We start from the raw sequence: 18,057 nt of genomic DNA on the forward strand, positions 1-18,057 counted from the left end.
GCCAAGAAGACGGGCGCCGATCCGACTCGCTGCACAGGCGTGGACAGGCCGCAGAGCCTGCAGCGTTGCGAGTGACCAGTTGCTCTGCATGGCCCTGGGTTTATGTCACCGTACCGTTTGTATACCCGTGGAGTTCGTTCATTTTGAAAACACTGCTTGATGCGCAATGGGCGGCATTGGAACGGGTCATGGCCATCGCCGAATTTGCCCTCGACGGCCAGCTAATGCGTGCCAACGACAACTATCTGGCCCTGTTCGGTTATCGCGCGGAGCAAGTGACGGGGCAGCACCACGCATTCTTCTGCCGTGCCGATGACGCCGCGCCTGCGGCGCACGAGCGTTTCTGGCGGCCCTTGTGTGCGGGCGAGGCCTACAGCGGGCAGGTCGAGCGTCTGCGCGAGGGAGGGCGCAGTTGCTGGCTGCAGACCACCTACATGCCGATCATGGATGACGCCGGCCAGGTGCGGCAGATCATGCAAATCGCCATCGATATCACCACGCGGTTGCTGCACGAGCAGGAGCAGCAACAGCATCTCAGGCGCTTGTCCCTGGTGGCCGATGCCAGCGATTCGGCGGTGATGATCAGCGATGCCAATCCGTACATCGTCTATGTCAATGCCGGGTTCTGTCGAATGTTCGGCTGGGCGCCCGATGAAGTGCTCGGGCGTCGCCCCATTGGCCTGCTGGCTCCTGAAAAGGACGCCGCTTATGCGCAGCAGTATCGCGATACGCTGGCAGCCGGCCTGCCGGTGGAGCGTGAGGAGATTGTCGAGGGCAGGGACGGGCAGCGTTATTGGGTCAATATCATCAGCAACCCGATCATGGACGATATCGGGCAGTGGCAAATGACGGTGACCATCCTCACCAATATCACCCAGGCCAAGATGCACGAGGTGTTGCAGCACAGCGTCATGGAGGCCATGGCCCGTGAGCGGCCGCTGACCGAGGTGCTGGAGCTGATCTGCGAAGAGGTCGAGCGCATCGCGCCCGAGGTGGTCGCCTCGATTCTCGAGGTGGACGAGAATGGCCTGCTGCACCCTCTGGCGGCGCCAAGCCTGGCGCTGGAGTACCAGCAGAAACTTGATGGCGTGGCGATCGGGCCGGCCGTCGGCTCATGCGGGACAGCCGCCTGGCGCAAGGAGCCCGTTTGGGTCGATGACATCGCCAGCGATCCCCTCTGGGCCGATTACCGTGATCTGGTTCTGCCACTGGGCCTACGCGGATGCTGGTCGGCGCCAGTGCTCAATGCGCAGGATAGGGTCGTTGGCACCTTCGCCTTCTACTTCCGGCGCACACCGCAGGATTGCTCGATGCAGTTCTACCGGCGCCTGGTCGAGGCGTGCCAGCATCTGTGCGGACTGGCGCTGGAGCGCGAACAGACCCGTCGGCGCATACGCCAGTTGGCGTTCTACGATGCCCTCACCGGCCTGCCCAACCGCAGCCTGCTGCAGGCCCGTGCGGATCAGGCCATTGCCACCGTCACCCGCGAAGGTGGGAACCTGGCGGTGTTGTTCATCGACCTCGACCGCTTCAAGCACGTCAATGACTCGCTCGGGCATTCGGCCGGCGACGATCTGCTGCGTCAGGTCGCTGCCCGTATCCAGGGCGTCCTGCGCGAATCGGACATCGCCGGGCGGCAGTCAGGTGATGAGTTCGTCGTGGTCTTGCCGGGTTGCGATGCCAACGACGCGACCGCGGTGGCCGAGCGTCTGCTGCAATTGCTGGCGGAGCCGTTCAGCCTGATCGGAACCAGCCTGCAGATTTCCGGCAGCATCGGTATCGCCATGTATCCCAATGACGGCCGAGACATGGAGACGCTGATGAGCCGCGCGGACATGGCCATGTACCAGGCCAAAAGCAGCGGGCGAGGGCATTTTCATTTCTACAGCAGCGAAATCAACCGGCTGGCCCAGGAGCGCCTGCAGATGGAAAGCGCCTTGCGCCAGGCGATCAAGCAGGGTGGATTGCGCCTGCATTACCAACCGCAGATCGATATGGCCAGTGGCGAACTCTATGGTGTCGAAGCGCTGGCGCGCTGGACGCACCCGGAGTTGGGTGAAATTCCGCCCGTGCGCTTCATCGCCTTGGCCGAGGATTGCGGCCTGATCGTTGAACTGGGGCATTGGGCCGTGCAGGAGGCTTGCCGGCAATTGGCCGAGTGGCGCGCTGCAGGCCTGCGTATACCTGCCATGTCGGTAAACCTGTCGCCCACCAGTTTCCACAACCTCGACTTGCCGAACCTGTTGGCTACGACCCTACGGGCCAATGCCTTGCAGCCAGAGGATCTGACTCTGGAACTGACCGAAAGCATGCTGGTGGACAACAACCCCAGCACCATGAAAGTCCTCGATGAGGTGCATCGGCAGGGCATCCGCCTGTCGATGGACGATTTTGGTACCGGCTACTCCAGCCTCAGTTATCTGCGACGACTGCCCATATCGGAATTGAAGCTCGATCGCAGCTTCGTCTGCGACCTGGAGCATGACGAAGCGACTCGTGCCTTGAGTAACGCCATTCTGGGTATTGGCAAGAGCCTGCATCTGACGGTGGTGGCCGAAGGCGTGGAAAACGAGGCGCAGCACCAGCTACTGCGCGAGCAGGGTTATCCGGTGGGGCAAGGCTACCTGTTTTCCAGACCGCTTTCGGCGCAGGAGCTGCAGCAGTGGCTGAGCCAGGCCTCTCCTGCCGTTCGGAGCCTGAACGTGTGATGGCCAGGCCATTGGTGGCGGCGGGGCAACTGATATAGAGCGCCATCTGGGCTCACGATGATGATCAGCACGCGCGGTGCCCACAGTTGCGTGCTGGGCGATCGGTTGCCTGTGGGGGGATCTTCACCGCGTCGCTTCTCCCCCATGTTCAGAGCTGTCTGGTATTCGCTGGAAGCGCTTGCGAAAGGCTGTCGGTGAGATACTGACGCGCTGGCAGAACAGGCGGCGGAACGAGTTGCTGTCCTCGTAGCCCACCCGGCTGGTGATCGTCTCGATGCTCAGGCGGGTGGTTTCCAGCAATTCCTTGGCCTTCTCCAGGCGCAAGGCCTGCAGATAGGCCAACGGCGCGTGACCGGTGGCGTCCTTGAAGCGGCGCTTGAAGTTGCGCTCGCCGAAGCCGAAGCGCGTGGCCAACTCGTCGATACCGCACGGCTCGGTGAAGTGCGCCTCCATCCAGTCCTGCACGCGCAGAATCGCTTCGTCGCCATGGCCGCGTGGCAGCGACCAGCTGATGTAGACGGACTGCTCGCTGCGCACGTTATCGATCAGCAGGTAGCGGCTGCATTGCTGCGCCAGCTCGCGCGAGGCGAAGCGGCGAATCAGGTGCAGCAGCAAGTCCATCGCCGCACTCGCCCCGGCACTGGTGATCACCCGACCGTCCTCGCAGAGGATGCGTCGCTCGTCCACGCGGGCTTCAGGGTAGCGGCGTCGCAGCAGGTCAGCGAAGGCCCAATGGGTGGTGGCTTCGACACCGTCGAGCAGGCCCGCCTCGGCCAGCATGAAGGTGGCCGTGCACATCGAGGTGACGACCGCTCCCTGGGCATGCTGACGGCGTAGCCAGCCGGCGTGGCGCTCGAACCCTGGCAGCGCCTCGCGCAGGCTGAAGAGAAAACCGGGGATCAGCACCAGATCGGTTTTCGCCACAGCGTCCAGCGCCATGTCCACCGGCATCGCTCTACCCAGTGCGTTGGCCACCGGCTGTCCGTCCAGCGATGCCACGCTGATGGTGAAGGGGGCTGCGGCTGGCTGGGCGAAGCGATTGGCCGCATCCAGCACCTCCAGGGCCAGGGCGGCGCTGGCCAGTGAGCTGTGTTCGGCCAGCAGCAAGGTGACGTGCATGGACACTCCGTTGCGTAATCAGCGTGGTATTGGTCATTTCTGCACCTACCTTAGCGCAAGCTCGCTGCTTAGAGTGCGGCCCTCGTCATTCAAACAGGTGTTCGCCGCATGAACCTATGGTTTCGCCTCTTGCTGATGTTGCTGCGCCGTCCCTGGCGGCGGCCGGTGCCAGGGCTCGCCACCACCGTGGTGCGCCTGCGGGTCTGGCCGCTGGATCTGGACTTCAACCGGCACGTCACCAATGGTCGTTATTTCACCCTGGCCGATGTCGGGCGTATGGATTACGTGCTGCGCAGCGGCGCCTTTCGCGTGGCCCTGCGCCACCGTGCGCTGCCCGTCGTCGGTGATGTGTGTGGCAAGTTCCGCCGTGAACTGAAGCTGTTCGAGCGCTTCGAGATCCACACACGCATGCTCGGCTGGGACGACAAGTGGAGCTTCGTCGAGCATCGCTTCGTCAAGGATCAGCGGGTCATCGCCGTGGTGGTCATGCGCGGGCTGTTCCGTGGGCCGAAGGGCAATGTGGCGCCCGCCGAATTCGCCCGTGAACTGGGCCTGGATGAGCGGTCGCCACCCTTGCCACAGTGGCTGCTGGAGTGGTCGAGCAGTTGCGACGGCCTGAGCCAGCAACTGCGGGAAACCGAGCGGGCCTAGAACTGGGGTATCTCAGGCTGGCGTTGATCGGAGGCCCTGCATGGCGCCGATCAGCGCGCTGGTTCTGCCAGCGCGAAGACCTCCCTGGCCGCCGCCAGGCCATTGAGGGCTGCAGGGAAGCCGGCATAGACCGCCATCTGCATGATGGTCTCGACGACTTCGCTGCGGCTCACGCCGACATTGAGCGCTCCCTGGATATGCACCTTGAGTTGCGGGGCGGCATTGCCGAGCGCGGTCAGCGCCGCGACCACGGCGATTTCCCGGCTTTTCAAATCCAGGCCGGGACGGGAATAGATGTCACCGAAGGGGAATTCGATCAGGTAGCGGGCGAAGTCCGGGGCGATATCGGCCAGGCTATCCAGCACGGCCTCACCGGCGTGGCCGTCTATTTCCTGTAGTTTGGCGAGTCCACGGGTGTAGCGATCATCGTTGGCGTTCATCAGCATGTCCTTCCTCGTCGATTGAGTCCGGCGCCGAGGGCTGCTCGAGCGAGCGGTAGTGCTCGATCTTGCTTTGCAGTGCGTTCGCGGCCTGTTGCATCGCCTCGATTTCTGCAAGGACTTGCGTTAAATGTCCTTCCAGCATCTGGCGACGATCCTTGACCGTCGAGTCCCCAGCGCCGCGTAGCTTTGCGAACGTCTGCATCTTGCCGATAGGCATGCGCGTGGTTCGCAAGCGCAGCAGGAATTCGATCCAGGCCATGTCCGATGCCGCATAACGGCGTTGCCCTCCGGCTGCCCGGCCGATTGGCGCGATTAGCCCGATGCGCTCGTAATAGCGCAGGGTGTGGGCCGTCAAGCCCGTGCGTTTGGCGACTTCGTCGATGCTCAGATGCGTTTCCATGAGGGCAGCCTAGAGGTTCGAGCGCGCTCTAAGTCAAGCGTTTCCAGTGTGATCGCGGACAGACAGCCCATGCCTTAAAGCTTGGGGCGACTGCATGGCCGGCTCAATCCGCCCCGTAGTTCATGATCGACAGCAGGCGGATCGGCACTTTCACCAGCTTCTCTGGCCCGTGCGGCACTTCGCCGTCGAAGGTCAGGCTGTCGCCGGCCTGCATCGGGTAGAGCTGGTTGCCGTGGCGGTACACCAGTTCACCTTCGAGCAGATGGAGGAACTCGGTGCCGGGGTGGGCGAAGGTGGGGAACTCCTCGCTGGCGTCGTCCATGCTGACCATATAAGCCTCGAAGCTCTTCTTCGGCCCACGGGTGTGGTTGAGCAGACGATAGGTATGACCCTTGTCGGTGCCACGGCGCACCACTTCGAGGCCTTCGCCGGCTTTCACCAGCAGGGCGCTGCCACCTTGCTGATCGTACTGGCTGAACAGCTTGGACATGGGCATGCCGAGCACGTCGCACAGACGGCTGAGGGTGTCGAGGCTGGTGGAAACCTGGGCGTTCTCGATCTTGCTCAGCATGCCTTGGCTAATCCCGGCAATGCGAGCCACGTCGGCGATCTTCAATTCCTGGGCCTGGCGCTGGCGGCGAATCTGCATGCCCAGGTACTGCTCGAGCTTGAGGCGGGGAGGAGTTTCCGTCGAGGTCGTCATGCGCGCTTTTGTCTTCCTATGAATAAAAAATTCGCACCAGGAATGTGCGGGATGCCTTGCTTCGGTGCATTTTCACCGTGGGAATTTCCTCGTATGAAAGCATTTTTCCTCCTCAGATAGAAGAAAGACGCGGGTTTGCGCCTTGAGGGGGGCTGGGTTACTCAGTTGGCAAGCTGCTTGCATTTCTTTTGGGGAAATTAAAATTCCCTAGCGGAATAATGGCGACGCCACCGGAGGCCCCAACCATGTTGCCCAGCGAAACCCAGAAAATCATCGACCAGCACGGCATCAAGTACGTGCTGGCCCAGTTCGTCGACATCCACGGCGCGGCCAAGACCAAGTCGGTGCCGGTCTCGGGGCTCAAGGCCGTAGCCGAGGAGGGCGCCGGTTTCGCCGGGTTCGCCATCTGGGGCATGGGCATGGAGCCGCACGGCCCTGACTTCATGGCGCGTGGCGACCTGTCCACGTTGATGCCGGTGCCCTGGCAGCCAGGTTATGGGCGCGTGGTGTGCGTCGGCCATGTCAACGGCCAGCCGCATCCCTACGACACCCGCTATGTATTGCAACAGCAGGTGCAGCGCCTGACGGATCGGGGCTGGACACTGAACACCGGCCTGGAGCCGGAATTCAGCCTGTTCCGCCGCGACGCCGAGGGCAAGCTGGTGCCGGTCGATGCCAGCGACAAGCTGGAGAAGCCCTGCTACGACTACAAGGGCCTGTCGCGTTCGCGCGTGTTCCTGGAAAAGCTCACCGAGGCGCTGCAGCCGGTCGGCTTCGACATCTATCAGATCGACCACGAGGACGCCTGCGGCCAGTTCGAGATCAACTACACCTACAGCGATGCCATGGAGTCGGCGGATCGCTTCACCTTCTTCCGCATGGCCGCCGGCGAGATCGCCAACGACCTGGGCATGATCTGCTCGTTCATGCCCAAGCCGGATCCGCGCCGCGCCGGCAACGGCATGCACTTCCACCTGTCGATCGGCAACGGCACCAGCAAGAACCTGTTTCATGACGCCAGCGACCCGAGCGGCATGGGCCTGTCCAAGCTGGCCTATCACTTCCTTGGCGGCTTGCTGGCGCATGGCCCGGCGCTGTGCGCCTTCGCCGCGCCAACGGTGAACTCTTACAAGCGCCTGGTCGTCGGCCGCTCGCTGTCCGGTGCGACCTGGGCACCGGCCTTCATTGCCTATGGCGACAACAACCGCTCGGCGATGCTGCGCATCCCCTACGGGCGCATCGAGTTCCGCCTGCCGGACGCTGGCTGCAACCCCTATCTGGTCACTGCCGCGATCATCGCCGCCGGCCTCGACGGCATCGATCGCCAGCTCGATCCGGGCAAGGCCTGCAACGAGAACCTCTACAAGCTCAGCCTGGAGGAGATCGCCGCACGCGGCATCGACACCCTGCCGCAATCGCTCAAGGAAGCCTGTGATGCGCTGCAGGCCGACCCGCTGTTCCGCGAGGTGCTCGGCGCCGAGATCGTCGACGAATTCCTCAAGCTCAAGCGCATGGAGTGGGTCGAGTACAGCCGCCATGTCTCCGACTGGGAAATCGAGCGCTACACCGAATTCTTCTAGCCGAACGCCCGCCCGCGCGGGCACACGCCAACGCCCCTGAACGAGCCTCCCCAAAGGGAGGTGATGAGGACTTTTCTATGTGTGGAATCGTAGGTCTGTACCTGAAGAACCCGGCGCTGGAAAACCAGCTCGGTGCGCTCTTCGAACCCATGCTGCTGGCCATGACCGACCGTGGCCCGGACAGCGCCGGCTTCGCCATCTACGGCGATGAGGTGAAGGACGGCTGGATCAAGCTGACCCTGCAGAGCACGGTAGCCGGCTATGACTTCAAGGCCCTGATGGGCGAGCTGGAAGGCCGCCTGGGCTGCTCGCTGGACTGGTTTCAGAACGCCAGCGCCGCCGTGCTCAAGACCAATGCCGACGAGGCGGCGGTACGTGCCGTGCTCGCCGAGCTGGCGCCGGCCGTGCGCGTGATGAGCGTCGGCCAGAGCATCGAGATCCTCAAGGGCATGGGCCTGCCGAAGGAAATCTCCGAGCGCTTCTCGCTGGCCAAGATGAAGGGCAGCCACATCATCGGCCACACCCGCATGGCCACCGAGAGCGCGGTGACCATGGAGGGCAGCCACCCGTTTTCCACCGGCCAGGATCTGTGCCTGGTGCATAACGGCTCGCTGTCCAACCACTTCCGTCTGCGCCAGGAGCTGCGCCGCCACGGCATCGAGTTCGAGACTGAGAACGACACCGAGGTCGCCGCCGGCTACCTGACCTGGCGCCTGCGCCAGGGCGATTCGCTGAAGGAAGCGCTCGACCATTCGCTGGAAGACCTCGATGGCTTCTTCACCTTCGCCATCGGCACCCGCGACGGTTTCGCGGTGATCCGCGACCCCATCGCCTGCAAGCCGGCGATCCTCGCCGAGACCGACGACTACGTGGCCATGGCCTCCGAATACCAGGCCCTGTCGACCCTGCCGGGCATCGACAAGGCCAAGGTGTGGGAGCCGGAACCGGCCACCATGTATATCTGGGAACGCAGCGCCTGATTTCGCGAGTTGGAGACCACATCATGAAAACCATCGACCTTTCCAGCGCCACCGTGCGCGACCTGAACCAGGCCCTGCACGAGCAGGCCAAGACCCTCACCGAGCGCGAGTGGGTGGTGAGCAACCCGGGCGGCAAGCACAACCTCGCCGTGGGACTGAACGAAGCACTGAGCGTGGAGATCGACGGCCACGCCGGCTATTACTGCGCCGGCATGAACCAGAAGGCCAGCGTCACCATCCACGGCAACGTCGGTGTCGGCGTGGCCGAGAACATGATGAGCGGCATGGTGCGCATCAAGGGCAGCGCCTCGCAGGCGGCCGGCGCCACTGCCCATGGCGGCCTGCTGGTGATCGAAGGCGACGCCGGCGCGCGTTGCGGCATCTCGATGAAGGGTGTCGACATCGTCGTCGGCGGCAGCATCGGCCACATGAGCTGCTTCATGGGCCAGGCCGGGCGCTTGGTGGTGTGCGGCGATGCCGGTGACGCGCTGGGCGATTCGCTCTACGAGACGCGCATCTACGTCAAGGGCACGGTCAAGTCGCTGGGCTCGGACTGCATCGAGAAGGACATGCGCCCCGAGCACCTGGAAGAACTGGCCGAACTGCTCAACCGCGCCGGCTTCGACGAAGACCCGGCCAGCTTCAAGCGCTACGGCTCGGCCCGTCAGCTGTACAACTTCAAGGTCGACAACGCCTCGGCGTACTGATCGCGCACCCCTGCCCGAAGAGGAATTTGCAATGAGCGAAAAAATCACCCCGGTGCTGCGCGAGTCCGCCACCTTCGACCGCCTGTCCATCCAGGAAATCCAGCGTGCCGCCGAGACCGGCATCTATGACATCCGCGGCGGCGGCACCAAGCGCAAGCTGCCGCACTTCGACGACCTGCTGCTGCTCGGCGCCTCCATGTCGCGCTATCCGCTGGAAGGCTACCGCGAGAAGTGCGGCACCGACGTGGTGCTGGGCAACCGCTTCGCCAAGCAGCCGATCCACCTGAAGATCCCGGTGACCATTGCCGGCATGAGCTTCGGTGCGCTGTCGGCCCAGGCCAAGGAAGCCCTCGGCCGTGGCGCCACCATCGCCGGCACCAGCACTACCACCGGCGACGGTGGCATGACCCCGGAAGAGCGTGGCCAGTCGCAGAACCTGGTTTACCAGTACCTGCCGTCGCGCTACGGCATGAACCCGGACGATCTGCGCAAGGCCGATGCCATCGAGATCGTCCTCGGTCAGGGCGCCAAGCCGGGCGGCGGCGGCATGCTGCTGGGCATGAAGGTCACCGAGCGCGTCGCGGGCATGCGCACCCTGCCGATTGGCGTCGACCAGCGCAGCGCCTGCCGTCACCCGGACTGGACCGGCCCGGACGACCTGGCGATCAAGATCGCCGAGATCCGTGAGATCACCGACTGGGAAAAACCCATCTACGTGAAGATCGGCGCCAGCCGCCCGTACTACGACGTCAAGCTGGCGGTGAAGGCCGGCGCTGACGTGATCGTGCTCGACGGTATGCAGGGCGGCACTGCGGCGACCCAGGAAGTGTTCATCGAACACGTCGGCATCCCGATTCTCTCGGCCATCCCGCAGGCCGTGCAGGCTCTGCAGGAGATGGACATGCACCGCAAGGTGCAACTGATCGTCTCCGGCGGCATCCGCACCGGCGCCGACGTGGCCAAGGCCATGGCCCTGGGGGCCGACGCCGTGGCAATCGGCACCGCTGCGTTGATCGCCCTCGGCGACAACCATCCACGTCTGGACGAGGAACTGAAAGCCATCGGTTCGGCCGCCGGCTACTACGACGACTGGCAGAACGGCAAAGACCCGGCCGGTATCACCACCCAGGATCCGGAGCTGTCCAAGCGCCTCGACCCGGTCGCCGCCGGTCGCCGCCTGGCCAACTACCTGCGCGTGCTGGTGCTGGAAGCGCAGACCATGGCCCGCGCCTGCGGCAAGTCGCACCTGCACAACCTCGACCCCGAGGATCTGGTGGCCCTGACCGTGGAAGCCGCCGCCATGGCCCGCGTACCGCTGGCCGGCACCAACTGGGTACCGGGACAATTGCAGTACTGAGTCGCTCTGTAGGATGAAAAAGGGCCGCAACGCCTGGCGTTGCGGCCCTTTTTTCGTCAGTGCGACTGTCAGCCGTGGCTGACTGTGGCGGCAAAACTTCCCCATCTACTGGCCAATCGCTGCCGTCGGGCGGCGAATCCATGCCGTTGTGCTCACCGCGTGGTCGATCAGGCCTGTACTGCGATGTTGCTCTTCTGGAACTTCATCAGAGCGTCGAGCGCACGTTGCAAGCCTTCGACGCTACCGGTTTCGTTGCGTGAGCGTGCGCCTTCCATGCTCGCCTTGATCTGCTCGAAGACGTTCATCGGCACATCGCCGTTTTCCAGCGGCAGCCCGTCATAGTTGACCTTGAGCAAGGGCGATGAGCCCATGAAACCCAGCAGCGAGGTAGTGTCGTCGAGCGTGAGGTCACCGCTTTGGATCAGGCCATTCACCTTTTCGAGCAACTCGTTGCGTGACATATGGGTGAAGTCGTACTGCTTGCTCACGTCGTTGTCGCCGGTTGTGGCGGAAGCTGACTTGCCGGGGGCGGCCTGCATTTTTTCCGCGAGGATATTGGCGAACGCGTTCGATTGGCCGTCACTTTTGTTGGCGTGAGTTTGCGTACGTTGGCTACTGAAGAGGTTCGTGACTCCAGTTTCGACTTTCATGTTGCCTCCTAGGCAGGTCGTGTCGGATATCCGCTGCTGAGCAAATTCGGTGCCGTTCGTCTCGCTTGCTGAAGAGCACGCAAAATTCGCGGAGAGCAGGGCACCGAAGCGGGCGATTCGACTCTATGAATCATCGCTTCATCCAAACTCCTGCCCTGCGAGCGTCTTCAATTGGATAACAGCCATTACGACCGGCGTAACGCCCTCTCTCTGGACTGGCTCAACTTTTTCCTCGCCGATGTACGCGATGGCCTGGGCCCTTACCTGGCGATCTACCTGCTGGCCGTGCACCAGTGGGAGCCGGCCAGCATTGGCCTGGTGATGAGCCTGACCGGTATCAGCGCCTTGCTGACGCAAACGCCGGCCGGCGCGCTGATCGACAGGACGACGGCGAAGCGCGCGGTGGTGGTTGTCGCAGCGCTGGTGGTGACCGGCAGTTGCTTGTTGTTGCCCTGGCTGACCGACTTCGGCTGGGTGGCGGCGACGCAGGCCATCAGTGCCATTGCCGGTTCGGTGTTCGCGCCGGCCATCGCGGCGATCTCTCTCGGCATCACCGGCCCAGCGGCCTTCACCCAGCGCATTGGGCGCAACGAGAGCTTCAACCATGCCGGCAACGCCTGTTCCGCATTGCTGGCCGGTGGTTTCGCCTACCTGTTCGGCCCGGTCGCGGTGTTCTACCTGATGGCGGCGATGACGGTCGGCAGCATCGTCGCCGTCAGCCGGGTGTCGGCTCGCGCCATCGATCATGAGGTGGCCCGTGGTTTCGTGCCGATGCTGCCTCATGAGCAGGCTTCAGGTTGGCAGGTGTTGCTGAGCAGCCGGCCGCTGCTGATCTTCGCCCTGTGCTGCGCGCTGTTCCATCTGGCTAACGCCGCCATGCTGCCGCTGGTCAGCCAGAAGCTGTCGGCGATCAACCTGCAGATGGCCACGCCACTGACCTCGGCCTGCATCGTCGCGGCGCAACTGGTGATGGTGCCGATGGCCATGCTAGTGGGGCTCAAGGCTGACCGCTGGGGGCGCAAGCCGCTGCTGATGGCCGGTTTTCTGATCCTGCCGTTGCGCGGTGCGCTCTATACCCTGTCCGATGATCCCTACTGGCTGGTGGCCGTGCAGTTGCTCGACGGCATCGGCGCCGGGCTGTTCGGCGCGCTGCTGCCCATCGTGGTCAAGGATCTGACCCAGGGCACCGGGCGCTTCAACGTCAGCCTCGGGGCCTTGTCCACCGCCTTCGGCCTCGGCGCCGCGCTGAGCCCCGGCCTGGCCGGGCTGTTGGTGCAGGGCGCCGGCTATGATGCGGCGTTCATGACCCTGGCCGGTATCGCCGCCTTAGCGTTCCTGCTGCTCTGGCTGGGCATGCCGGAAACCGGCAATCGGGTCGTTGACGAGCCGTCAGCGGAGCCGAGTCTCTGCCGCTAGCCTGGTGCGGCGAGCAGTCTGCAAGCATGTCGCTTTACTTCCGGCGGCTGCTGCCTTAATTTGGAATCGATCATTTCCAATAGGCCGGTATCTTGAACATGTCTTCGCCGTCATCGAGTCCCACCCGCACACGCAGCCGTGGCCGGCCGCGCGAATTCGACCTGGATGTAGTACTCGACCAGGCCGTGCGCGTGTTCAGCGAGCGCGGCTACCACGGCACCTCGATCAGCGATCTGGCGCAGGCTACCGGCCTGGCGCAGGGCAGTCTGTACAAGGCTTTCAAGGACAAGCAGGCGATCTACCTCGCCGCCTTCGAGCGTTATCGCACGCAGCGTGGCGAGAAGCTGCGTCAGGCCATCGGCGATCAGGGCACGGGGCTGCAACGGCTGCGCCGGCTGTTGCAGTTCTATGCCGATTCCGCCTGTGGGGCTCAGGGTCGGCAAGGCTGCCTGGTGGTGGCCAGCACGGCCGAGCTGTCGACCTTTCCCGCGCCGGTTGCACGGCATATCCGGGCCGCTCTCGAACGCAACGAAGCCCTCCTTGCCGAGCTGATCCGACACGGCCAGGAGGATGGTTCCATCGCCCAGCAGGTGGATTGCGAGGTGGCTGCCCGGACGCTGCTGTGCCTGATCCAGGGGATGCGTCTGGTGGGTAAGGCCGGGCGTACTCGGCCTGTCATGCACGCCGTGGTGGACACGGCATTGGCCATGCTGGGCTGATTTTTTTCACTATTTGGGAATCGATCGATTCCAATTTTAGGAGGTGTTGATGAATATCGGTTTCCTTGGCCTTGGCACCATGGGCTTGCCGATGGCGGCCAATCTGCTGGCGGCCGGCCACACCGTGCGGGCCTGGAATCGTTCGCCAGCGCCTGCCCAGGCCTTGCACGAGCGCGGTGGTCAGGTCGTGTCGACGCCGGCCGAAGCAGGGGCGGGGGTGGATGTGCTGATCTCGATGCTGGCCGACGACGAGGCCACACGCAGCACCGTGCTGGACATGGGCGTGCTGGCGGCGCTCAGACCCGGTGCGATTCACGTCAACATGGCGACCGTCTCGGTCGCTCTGGCTGTGGAGCTGGCCGCGCTGCACCAGGCGCGTGGTATCGACTACGTCGCCGCGCCGGTGCTTGGCCGGGTAAACGTGGCCGAGGCCGGGCAACTCAATATCCTGGCGGCGGGTTCGCACCAGGCCTTGCAAGCAGTACAGCCGTTGTTCGAGGTGCTGGGGCAGAAGACCTGGGTGCTGGGGGAACGGCCCGAGCAGGCCAATGCGGCCAAGCTGGCGGTGAATTTCATGATCGCCAGCGCCATCGGCAGCATGGGCGAGGCGGCGACCCTGGCGCAGGGCCATGGTGTGGCGAAGGCGGACTTTCTCGAACTGGTCACCTCGACGGTATTCGCCGCGCCGGTCTACCAAGGCTACGGAAAGGCCATCGCCGAGGAACGCTTCGAGCCGGCAGGCTTCAAGTTGGCGCTGGGCCTGAAGGATGTGCGTCTGGCGTTGGCGGCTGCGGAGCAGGCCAATGTGTCCTTGCCGCTGGCCAGCGCCTTGCGCGATGCCCATATCGAGAGCCTGGCGCACGGCGAGGGGCATCTGGATTGGGCTGCCCTGTCACGCACGGCTGCGCGGCGGGCCGGGCAGGTATGAGCTGATGGGCCAGGTGTTTCCACCTGGCCCTGGATCGATCAGGCCACCTTGAAGCGACGAACCAGTTGCTGCTGATGATCGGCCAGGCTGGCCAGCTCACGGCTGTTCACGGCAGTCTGCTCGGCCGCCGCGCTTACCTGGATGACCAGATCGTTGATGTCGTTGACGTTGCGGTTGATCTCTTCCGACACCAGGCTCTGTTCCTCGGCAGCGGAAGCCACCTGGATGTTGCGGTCGCTGATGCTGGCGATGCCATCGGCGATCTGCACCAGCAACTCGCCCGCCTTGACCACGTTGCTGGCGCCGGCCTGTGCCTTGTTCAGGGTTTCCTGCATGGAGCTGGCAGCACGATCCGAGCCGCTTTGCAGCTTGTTGATCATCTGCTGGATGCTGACGGTGGAGTCCTGCGTCTTCTGCGCCAGCTGGCGCACCTCGTCGGCGACCACGGCGAAGCCGCGGCCCTGCTCGCCGGCACGGGCTGCCTCGATAGCGGCGTTGAGCGCCAGCAGGTTGGTCTGCTCGGCAACACCACGGATGACGTCGAGCACCGAGGAAATGGCATCGCTCTCCTTCTTCAGGTCGAGGATGATCTGTGCGGTCTGCTCGGCCTGAGTCGACAAGGCCTGTACCAGGCGCACGGTATCTTCGATTTCGGCCTTGCCCTGCAGCGTGTTGTCATTGACCTGACGTGACATCTCGGCCGCCTCGGTGGTGCTGCGGGCGACATCCTTGACCGTGGCGCTCATCTCGTTGATGGCGGTGGCGACCTGGTCGGTGCCTTGGCGCTGCTGCGCCACGTTCTGGCTGGTCTGCAGCGCCACGGCCGACGATTCCTCCGCGGCGATGGCGACCTGTGCGGCGGTGCCGCCGATCTCCTGGATCACGTCCTTGATCTGCTGCGCCATGTTGTCGAGGTTGTGGGCGATCACGCCGAACTCGTCGTGGCCATCGTAATGGGTATGGACAGTGAGGTCGCCTCCCGACAGGGCGATCAGGGTGTTGTTGACGTCGCTGACGGCCGATTTGATGTTGCGGATGATCAGGAAGGAGAGCACCAGCACTGCAGTCAGTACGCCGAATATGACCCCGATGGTCAGCCACAGTCCGCTTACGGCTTCTGTATGGGCCTTGCTGGCGAGGAGGCCGACATTCTGCCCCAGTTCTTTTTCTACCTGCAGCATGAGGTCGATGCGTGCGGTGGACTGTTTGAACCACTCTTCGGGTTTTGTACCCAGTGCCTCGCCCAGCGGTGTTTCCAGTGCCTTGCGCTGCAGGCTGCTAGCGGCCTGTGCGGCGGGCTGTTGGAGTGCCTCGTCCAGCTTGCGCTTGAAGTCAGTTTGAGCCCTGCGCTGGAATGCGTCCTGATAGGCAGAGAACTCGCCAAGGTTGCGACTCAAGCGTGACAGTAGATCGGCGTTGATCTGGTTCTGAGCGAAGGCCAGGCCCAGCAAGGCGCGTTCACGCCCGGCACGCTCCTTCATTTCCACGAACTGGTTGAGCGCGCCGAGCGCGCGCAGAATCTGCGGCGCACTGACGCTGGCTTCCAAGGAGTGGGTGTAACCGATCAGGGATTTGATCAGGTCGGTATAGCGGGTGCCGGATTCACCACTGTTGATCGTGAGCTTATCGACCTGCTCACGCAGGGTGCTGATGGTCGTGAGGTCTTTGAGCACCTGCTCCAGGCCTGCCGTGGCATCTGCCGATAGTGCTTGTACCTGTTTGGTGGTCTTGTCGCTGTCGAGGCGGAATTGCTTCAGGGCATCGCCCATGGAGGTTCCCTTGCTACCAAGAAATACGCCACTGGCACCGCGCTCACGCTGCAGAGCGGTGACCAGGTTGCTGATTTCCTGGGCGGTAGAGCTGGCGATCACCGTGTGGTTCATTTCGCTCAGCGTCTGGTACTTGCCGGCAACGTACATTCCCGCGAAGGCCAGAAAGCCGAGTAATGGAAAGGTCAGTATGAGGAGGAGCTTTACGCTCAGCGGGGCATTTTTAAGCATGATCAGCAAGCCTTGTCGTCCAAAGTTGAAGTGTCGGCAGTTGAGCTGTACGACGATTGCAAACGGCCGCTATCGAGAGGCCTTAATGCTCTTCTTCTAGGAAGGCTGAGTGCACTCCATTGCATTGTTCGCATTACCTGTTGCCGGTTCGGTTTGGGCCAGGTTCTCTCGCATTGAGATGCGTTAATGAACCGGTCTATGAGCTTTGTCGCGTGTTCAGTGGATTTCTTTAGTCAATGAGCAAGTAGACCGCCATAACCTTTGCTCCGATTGGCTCACTACAGCCTAGGTCATAAGCCATGAGTTGCAGGTTTGGTTTCGCCAGCACTGGGCAAAGGTTATCTGTCTCTGCGGGATGATCTTTTGATCGGAAGCAACGGTGCTTGTTTTTTGTCGTCAATCCGCTGGCGTTTGCGGTTGTAAAGATGCCAGTGGTGGCGCGGTTTCTTGTGCGACTTTCATGAGTGTCCCTGAGTCGTCCTGGCGTTGCTGCTCTTGAGTACACACGCGATTGCGTCCTCGTTGCTTGGCTTGATAGAGCAGGCGGTCGCACTGGGCGAAGAGGTCATGGGCCTGCTGCACGCCCGTTGCCTGGGTGGTGCAGGCGCCGATGCTGATGGTCAGGCGATTCAGCTCATCGGGACGGTGCGGATGCTCGAGGCCGAGATTGGCCACCTGCTCGCGCAAGCGCTCGGCCAGGGCGTTCAGCTCTCCGACATCGGCGATCTGCAGGAGCACGACGAACTCTTCGCCGCCATAGCGGTACACATTGCCCTGACCCTGCCGCAGGCCGGCGCTGATGCAGCGGGCGACCTCGCACAGGCACTGGTCGCCGACCTGATGACCGTAGTGGTCGTTGAAGGGCTTGAAGAAGTCGATGTCCAGCAACAGCAGGGCGAAGGGCCGGCCGTTGCGCTGCATCTGCTGCCAGTGATCTTCCAGGGCGAGGTCGAAGGCGCGGCGGTTGCCGACGCAGGTCAGCGCGTCGGTGCTGGCCTGTTCGCTCAGGCGCAGATTGAGCTCCGCTAGTTCGTCACGCTGGCGCTGCTTTTCCTGATCGTCGAGAAAGGCGCGGCGCACACCGTTGATATTGGTCCAACTGATGAACAGGCTGAACAGCAGCACCGGCAGGTAGGCGATGCTGAACACCAGCACCGGCTTGCTCTGGCCATCATGCAGCAGCCACTGGTTGTACAGGATGATCGCCGAAATGGCCGTGGAGCAGGCGAGGATGCCGCGGAAACTGTAGCGCGCCCCCAGGTTGGCCAGGATGATGAACACCACCGAGGCGTAGACGAAGGTGGGCACGTCGGGTGAGCTGCTGCGCTTGAGCAGTTCGAACCAGGCGATGGTGGAGATGATGTCATGCACCGGCATCAGCATGTCCATCAGCAGCACGTTGCGGTAGCGGTAGAACACCAGATAGATGTTGACCAGACCGATCAGGCTCAGCCCTCCGCGTAGCAACAGCGACTCCAGCGCCATATCGGGGATCAGCAGGGCATCGGCGAAGACGTAGAGGTCGTAGGCGATCATGGCGATGAAATTGATCGCCAGCAGGAAGCGCCCATGCTGTTCGACGACATAGCGCCGGTAGGCCGTCTGCAGGGCAGCGGGAATTACCCAGGCCGATTGTCTGGAGGAGGCGGTGCCTGACTCTGAGGCGCTCATCGGGCCGGATTCCTGTGCTTCTTCA

The 18,057-nt window shown here is 63.2% G+C and carries 16 protein-coding genes and 1 pseudogene; 9 read left to right on the forward strand and 8 right to left on the reverse strand.

Going from position 1 to position 18,057, the window contains the following annotated elements; all coding sequences use genetic code 11:
• Nucleotides 1-143 precede the first annotated feature (143 nt).
• Nucleotides 144-2,708, forward strand: coding sequence for a GGDEF and EAL domain-containing protein (locus VC352_RS20605; RefSeq protein ID WP_322981376.1), 2,565 nt, complete (start codon nt 144-146; stop codon nt 2,706-2,708).
• A 123-nt stretch (nt 2,709-2,831) separates the two neighbouring features.
• Here VC352_RS20605 and VC352_RS20610 read toward each other — a convergent pair whose 3' ends face one another.
• The gene (locus tag VC352_RS20610) at nt 2,832-3,827 is read right to left on the reverse strand and encodes a GlxA family transcriptional regulator (RefSeq protein ID WP_322981377.1); all 996 of its coding nucleotides are present in this window, start codon (nt 3,825-3,827) and stop codon (nt 2,832-2,834) included.
• A gap of 108 nt (nt 3,828-3,935) precedes the next feature.
• Between VC352_RS20610 and VC352_RS20615 the strand changes: the two genes are divergently transcribed.
• Nucleotides 3,936-4,478 carry a thioesterase family protein gene (locus tag VC352_RS20615; protein ID WP_322981378.1) on the forward strand — a complete coding sequence of 181 codons (543 nt, stop codon included), beginning with the start codon at nt 3,936-3,938 and terminating at the stop codon, nt 4,476-4,478.
• Nucleotides 4,479-4,528: 50 nt separating this feature from the next.
• Here the strand turns inward: VC352_RS20615 and VC352_RS20620 are convergent, their stop codons facing one another.
• The 3 genes from VC352_RS20620 to VC352_RS20630 form a co-directional block, all read right to left on the reverse strand.
• Nucleotides 4,529-4,918 (reverse strand): carboxymuconolactone decarboxylase family protein, encoded by a 390-nt coding sequence (locus tag VC352_RS20620; RefSeq protein WP_322981379.1) that lies wholly within the window; start codon nt 4,916-4,918, stop codon nt 4,529-4,531.
• The gene (locus tag VC352_RS20625) at nt 4,902-5,321 is read right to left on the reverse strand and encodes a MerR family transcriptional regulator (RefSeq protein ID WP_322981380.1); all 420 of its coding nucleotides are present in this window, start codon (nt 5,319-5,321) and stop codon (nt 4,902-4,904) included. Before VC352_RS20625 ends, VC352_RS20620 begins: the two co-directional genes overlap by 17 nt.
• A 103-nt stretch (nt 5,322-5,424) precedes the next feature.
• The gene (locus VC352_RS20630) at nt 5,425-6,024 is read right to left on the reverse strand and encodes a helix-turn-helix domain-containing protein (RefSeq protein ID WP_322981381.1); all 600 of its coding nucleotides are present in this window, start codon (nt 6,022-6,024) and stop codon (nt 5,425-5,427) included.
• 245 nt (nt 6,025-6,269) lie between these two features.
• Between VC352_RS20630 and glnT the strand changes: the two genes are divergently transcribed.
• The 4 genes from glnT to VC352_RS20650 all read left to right on the forward strand — a co-directional run bounded on the left by glnT (nt 6,270) and on the right by VC352_RS20650 (nt 10,648).
• Complete coding sequence (gene glnT / locus VC352_RS20635; RefSeq protein WP_037003220.1) at nt 6,270-7,604, forward strand: type III glutamate--ammonia ligase; 1,335 nt, start codon at nt 6,270-6,272, stop codon at nt 7,602-7,604.
• A gap of 77 nt (nt 7,605-7,681) precedes the next feature.
• Nucleotides 7,682-8,584 carry a glutamine amidotransferase family protein gene (locus VC352_RS20640; RefSeq protein ID WP_322981382.1) on the forward strand — a complete coding sequence of 301 codons (903 nt, stop codon included), beginning with the start codon at nt 7,682-7,684 and terminating at the stop codon, nt 8,582-8,584.
• Between the two features lie 23 nt (nt 8,585-8,607).
• Complete coding sequence (locus VC352_RS20645; RefSeq protein ID WP_119693163.1) at nt 8,608-9,291, forward strand: protein glxC; 684 nt, start codon at nt 8,608-8,610, stop codon at nt 9,289-9,291.
• Between the two features lie 31 nt (nt 9,292-9,322).
• Entirely contained in the window at nt 9,323-10,648 is a 1,326-nt protein-coding gene (locus VC352_RS20650; RefSeq protein WP_322981383.1) for an FMN-binding glutamate synthase family protein, read from the forward strand.
• A gap of 167 nt (nt 10,649-10,815) precedes the next feature.
• Here VC352_RS20650 and VC352_RS20655 read toward each other — a convergent pair whose 3' ends face one another.
• Nucleotides 10,816-11,298 carry a hypothetical protein gene (locus VC352_RS20655; RefSeq protein ID WP_322981384.1) on the reverse strand — a complete coding sequence of 161 codons (483 nt, stop codon included), beginning with the start codon at nt 11,296-11,298 and terminating at the stop codon, nt 10,816-10,818.
• A gap of 171 nt (nt 11,299-11,469) precedes the next feature.
• Here VC352_RS20655 and VC352_RS20660 point away from each other — a divergent pair, with 171 nt between their 5' ends.
• From VC352_RS20660 to VC352_RS20670, 3 genes are all read left to right on the forward strand, one after another.
• Complete coding sequence (locus tag VC352_RS20660; RefSeq protein WP_322981385.1) at nt 11,470-12,714, forward strand: MFS transporter; 1,245 nt, start codon at nt 11,470-11,472, stop codon at nt 12,712-12,714.
• A 98-nt stretch (nt 12,715-12,812) separates the two neighbouring features.
• Nucleotides 12,813-13,433: a TetR/AcrR family transcriptional regulator gene (locus VC352_RS20665; protein WP_322981386.1), complete on the forward strand. Its 621-nt coding sequence runs from the start codon at nt 12,813-12,815 to the stop codon at nt 13,431-13,433.
• Nucleotides 13,434-13,482: 49 nt separating this feature from the next.
• Complete coding sequence (locus VC352_RS20670) at nt 13,483-14,361, forward strand: NAD(P)-dependent oxidoreductase (protein ID WP_322981387.1); 879 nt, start codon at nt 13,483-13,485, stop codon at nt 14,359-14,361.
• Nucleotides 14,362-14,399: 38 nt separating this feature from the next.
• Here the strand turns inward: VC352_RS20670 and VC352_RS25560 are convergent, their stop codons facing one another.
• From VC352_RS25560 to VC352_RS20680, 3 genes and pseudogenes are all read right to left on the reverse strand, one after another.
• Nucleotides 14,400-15,266 carry a methyl-accepting chemotaxis protein gene (locus VC352_RS25560; protein ID WP_416340218.1) on the reverse strand — a complete coding sequence of 289 codons (867 nt, stop codon included), beginning with the start codon at nt 15,264-15,266 and terminating at the stop codon, nt 14,400-14,402.
• Nucleotides 15,261-16,361, reverse strand: a pseudogene (locus tag VC352_RS25565) (nitrate- and nitrite sensing domain-containing protein); the annotation flags it as partial. The gene VC352_RS25560 and the pseudogene VC352_RS25565, both read right to left, overlap by 6 nt.
• A gap of 396 nt (nt 16,362-16,757) precedes the next feature.
• Nucleotides 16,758-18,032 carry a GGDEF domain-containing protein gene (locus tag VC352_RS20680; protein ID WP_322981389.1) on the reverse strand — a complete coding sequence of 425 codons (1,275 nt, stop codon included), beginning with the start codon at nt 18,030-18,032 and terminating at the stop codon, nt 16,758-16,760.
• Nucleotides 18,033-18,057: the final 25 nt, after the last annotated feature.

This window comes from Pseudomonas sp. C11, from assembly GCF_034683865.1.
GTDB lineage: Bacteria > Pseudomonadota > Gammaproteobacteria > Pseudomonadales > Pseudomonadaceae > Aquipseudomonas.

What these genes read in the sequence shown, in the direction of transcription:
- VC352_RS20610 (WP_322981377.1), bottom strand. Translation starts at nt 3,827, where the DNA reads ATGCACGTCACCTTGCTGCTGGCCGAACACAGCTCACTGGCCAGCGCC.
- VC352_RS20615 (WP_322981378.1), top strand. Translation starts at nt 3,936, where the DNA reads ATGAACCTATGGTTTCGCCTCTTGCTGATGTTGCTGCGCCGTCCCTGG.
- VC352_RS20620 (WP_322981379.1), bottom strand. Translation starts at nt 4,918, where the DNA reads ATGAACGCCAACGATGATCGCTACACCCGTGGACTCGCCAAACTACAG.
- VC352_RS20625 (WP_322981380.1), bottom strand. Translation starts at nt 5,321, where the DNA reads ATGGAAACGCATCTGAGCATCGACGAAGTCGCCAAACGCACGGGCTTG.
- VC352_RS20630 (WP_322981381.1), bottom strand. Translation starts at nt 6,024, where the DNA reads ATGACGACCTCGACGGAAACTCCTCCCCGCCTCAAGCTCGAGCAGTAC.
- glnT (WP_037003220.1), top strand. Translation starts at nt 6,270, where the DNA reads ATGTTGCCCAGCGAAACCCAGAAAATCATCGACCAGCACGGCATCAAG.
- VC352_RS20640 (WP_322981382.1), top strand. Translation starts at nt 7,682, where the DNA reads ATGTGTGGAATCGTAGGTCTGTACCTGAAGAACCCGGCGCTGGAAAAC.
- VC352_RS20645 (WP_119693163.1), top strand. Translation starts at nt 8,608, where the DNA reads ATGAAAACCATCGACCTTTCCAGCGCCACCGTGCGCGACCTGAACCAG.
- VC352_RS20650 (WP_322981383.1), top strand. Translation starts at nt 9,323, where the DNA reads ATGAGCGAAAAAATCACCCCGGTGCTGCGCGAGTCCGCCACCTTCGAC.
- VC352_RS20655 (WP_322981384.1), bottom strand. Translation starts at nt 11,298, where the DNA reads ATGAAAGTCGAAACTGGAGTCACGAACCTCTTCAGTAGCCAACGTACG.
- VC352_RS20665 (WP_322981386.1), top strand. Translation starts at nt 12,813, where the DNA reads ATGTCTTCGCCGTCATCGAGTCCCACCCGCACACGCAGCCGTGGCCGG.
- VC352_RS20670 (WP_322981387.1), top strand. Translation starts at nt 13,483, where the DNA reads ATGAATATCGGTTTCCTTGGCCTTGGCACCATGGGCTTGCCGATGGCG.
- VC352_RS25560 (WP_416340218.1), bottom strand. Translation starts at nt 15,266, where the DNA reads ATGGCGCAGCAGATCAAGGACGTGATCCAGGAGATCGGCGGCACCGCC.
- VC352_RS20680 (WP_322981389.1), bottom strand. Translation starts at nt 18,032, where the DNA reads ATGAGCGCCTCAGAGTCAGGCACCGCCTCCTCCAGACAATCGGCCTGG.